The sequence below is a fragment of the Candidatus Electronema sp. TJ genome (assembly GCF_048287355.1).
Taxonomy (GTDB): domain Bacteria; phylum Desulfobacterota; class Desulfobulbia; order Desulfobulbales; family Desulfobulbaceae; genus Electronema.
In genome coordinates this window covers 1-2,769 of sequence record NZ_JBLWEP010000005.1, presented here as the reverse complement: position 1 = coordinate 2,769, position 2,769 = coordinate 1, and the positions used below count along the sequence as shown (strand labels likewise).

Annotated in this window: 2 protein-coding genes and 1 pseudogene; 1 reads left to right on the top strand and 2 read right to left on the bottom strand. The window is 59.8% G+C overall.

Annotated features, from left to right (window positions below; translation table 11 throughout):
• A pseudogene (locus ACNKID_RS00725) lies at nt 1-213 on the top strand (hypothetical protein); the annotation flags it as partial.
• A 55-nt stretch (nt 214-268) separates the two neighbouring features.
• On the opposite strand, the gene ACNKID_RS00720 reads toward ACNKID_RS00725, so the two are convergent.
• Nucleotides 269-1,585 carry an amidohydrolase gene (locus ACNKID_RS00720; protein ID WP_417911514.1) on the bottom strand — a complete coding sequence of 439 codons (1,317 nt, stop codon included), beginning with the start codon at nt 1,583-1,585 and terminating at the stop codon, nt 269-271.
• An 11-nt stretch (nt 1,586-1,596) separates the two neighbouring features.
• A partial coding sequence (gene rpsA, locus ACNKID_RS00715; RefSeq protein ID WP_417911513.1) for a 30S ribosomal protein S1 occupies nt 1,597-2,769 on the bottom strand: 1,173 nt, incomplete at its 5' end.

The window sequence follows — 2,769 nt, the reverse complement described above, 5'->3', positions numbered from 1 at the left end:
GAAGGCAAAGTGAAGGTGGTCGGCGCGATTTACGACGTGGGCACCGGCAAGGTGAACTGGCTGCCGGAGGATAAAGTGGCTGGCATTTTAGCTGAGGTGGAGAAGAACCCGAAACGCCAGATGCAGGCTATGGCTGGCGGCGGCCATGAAGAAGAAGGTCATGGCGGGAAGAAGGAAGAGAAGAAGAAGAAAGAGGAAGGCAAGGGACACTGATTCCTGCGCTGCCTGATGCTGTGGAAGGCCGGATGAAAATCCGGCCTTTTCTTTTTCAGCGCATCTGGCGCACGGTTGCGCCGATCCGCTCCATCTCCGCAAGGATGGCATTCTCGTCCAGCGTGGTCAGCCGCCGGTCGCGCATGACCACGCGCCCGTTGATGACGGAATGAAGGACATCGCTGCCTTTGGCGGCATAAACGAGCTGCGAGACCGGATTGTGCAACGGGCAGAGATGCGGCTGCCGCAGGTCGAGCAGGATGAGATCCGCCTTTTTGCCGACCGCGACGCTGCCGATTCTGTCCGCCGCGCCCAGAACCTCGGCCCCGCCCAGCGTGGCGGCACACAGTGCTGACTCAGCATTCATCGCTGTCGGATCAAACTCGCGCACCTTGTGCAGTTTGGCCGCCGTGCTCATCTCGTTGAACATGTCCAAATCGTTGTTGGACGCGCTGCCGTCCGTGCCGATGCCGACTTTCAGGCCGCTGTTCAGCATCTGCTGTGCTGGCGCAATGCCGGAAGCCAATTTCATGTTTGATTCCGGGCAATGCGCGACCTTCACTCTGCGCCGGGCCAGCAGCGCAATTTCTTCCTCGTCGAGCATGACGCAATGCGCAGCCACGACACGCTCGTTGAGCAGTCCCAGCTGTTCCAGATGCCGCGCCGGAGTGCGGCCATATTTTTCCACGCAGCCTTGCACCTCGTCACGGGTTTCGGCAAGATGAATATGCAGCAGAGCGTTCTTCCGCTCGGCTAAAGCCGCTGCCCGCTGGAGCAGGGCAGGGGAGCAGGTGTAAACCGCGTGAGGATTGACCGTGATACTGACCAGCTCGCCGCTGTCTTCGTATGTGCTGAACAATTCTTCCGCATAGGCGAAACCATTCTCCAGCTCACCATAGCAGGGCGAGGGAAAATCGAAAAAAACCTCGCCGATCCACGCCCGCATTCCCGCTTCCGCCGCCGCACGCGCCGCTTCTTTGGTGAAGAGGTACATGTCGTTAAAGCTGGTAGTGCCGGAGCGGATCATTTCACAGATGGACAGCAGCGTGGCGTGATAGACGATTTCTTTCGTCAGCTGCGCCTCGCGGGGGAAGATGTGCTGCGTCAGCCAGTCCATCAGCGGCAGATCATCGGCCAAGCCCCGGAAGCAGGACATGGCCGCGTGCGTGTGGACGTTGACCAAGCCAGGCATGATCAATCCGTGCGGACAGGCCAGCAGCTCGGCCTGAGGATATTTGGCCGCCAAGTTCGAGCCGATTTCAGCGATGCTGTCACCGGCCACGGCCACAGAAATGCCTGCCTCCTCCCGCACGCCGCCGTTCATGCTCACCAGCCAGCGGCCTGAAAGGACAAGCTGCACGTCCTGCTGCATGTTCTGTCCGTCTACCGCTTCTTTTTCGCCGCCTTGTTGAGCAGATCGCCAAAGGTGCCCATAGACTTGGGCGCGGCATCTTTCGGCGGAGGAGTCCATTCTTTCTCCTCCTTTTCCTCCTGCTCTTTGGCGACATAATCCTCCGGCACAAGGGCGATGCGCTGCTGAGCCTTGTCTATGCCGTCCACCTTCACGGTCACCGCCTGGCCTTCGGACACGACTTCGCGGGGATGATGGATGCGGCGGCCTGCGCCGAGCTTGGAGATATGCAGCAAACCGTCAACGCCCGGCTCCAGCGTGACAAAGGCACCGAAAGCGGCCAGCCGCGAGACTGTGCCGCTATGCGTGCTGCCGATCAGGTATTTTTCTTCGACCCGATCCCACGGATTTTCCAGCGTGTCGCGCAGGCTGAGCGAGATACGCTCTTTGTCCCAGTCAATCTTTTTGACAAGCACCGCCACCCGCTGGCCGATGCTGAGAACATCCTCAACCTTCGCGGTCTGTCCCCAAGCCAGCTCAGAGATCGGAATCAAGCCGTCTGCGCCGCCGAGATCAACAAAGGCCCCGAAATCACGAATAGAGCTGACCGTACCTTCGATGCGGTCGCCTTCGCGCAGACTGTCGCGGAGCTGCTGCTTGCGCTGCTCGCGTTCCTCCTCCAGCACGGCGCGGGCGGAGACGATGATGTTGCGGCCTTTCTTGCCGAACTCGATAATCTTGAAGACCATTTCCTGATTCAGACAGGTCTCTGCTGATTCGATCCGGTGCAGACCCATCTGCGAGTAAGGACAGAAGGCGCGCTGTCCGGCCACTGTGACTTGGAAGCCTCCTTTGATCTCAGAAACCACCTTGCCCTTGACCGGAATGCCTGCTTGAAACGCCTGTTCCAGCTCCGCGCTGCCCGCCCGGCCAGAGCCGACGCGGGTGGTGAATACCAGCTCGCCGCCGCGCTGGGCCAGAAAAAAGACCGTGACCTTGTCGCCGGTGCTGATGGTCAGCTCGCCGTTTTCATTGCGGCATTCGGCTGCGCTGAGGACTCCCTCACTTTTGCCGCCGAGGTCAAGAAAGATGTTCTCGCCGCTGATGTCGGCAACAACCGCCTCGATCTTGTCGCCGGGCCGAAGCTGCTGGCCGGTGACATTTTTTTCCTGGAACAGGTCTGCAAAGGATTCTTGGGTCATGGT

Excerpts from the sequence above, each read along its gene's own strand:
- ACNKID_RS00720 (WP_417911514.1), bottom strand. The coding sequence starts at position 1,585 with ATGCAGCAGGACGTGCAGCTTGTCCTTTCAGGCCGCTGGCTGGTGAGC.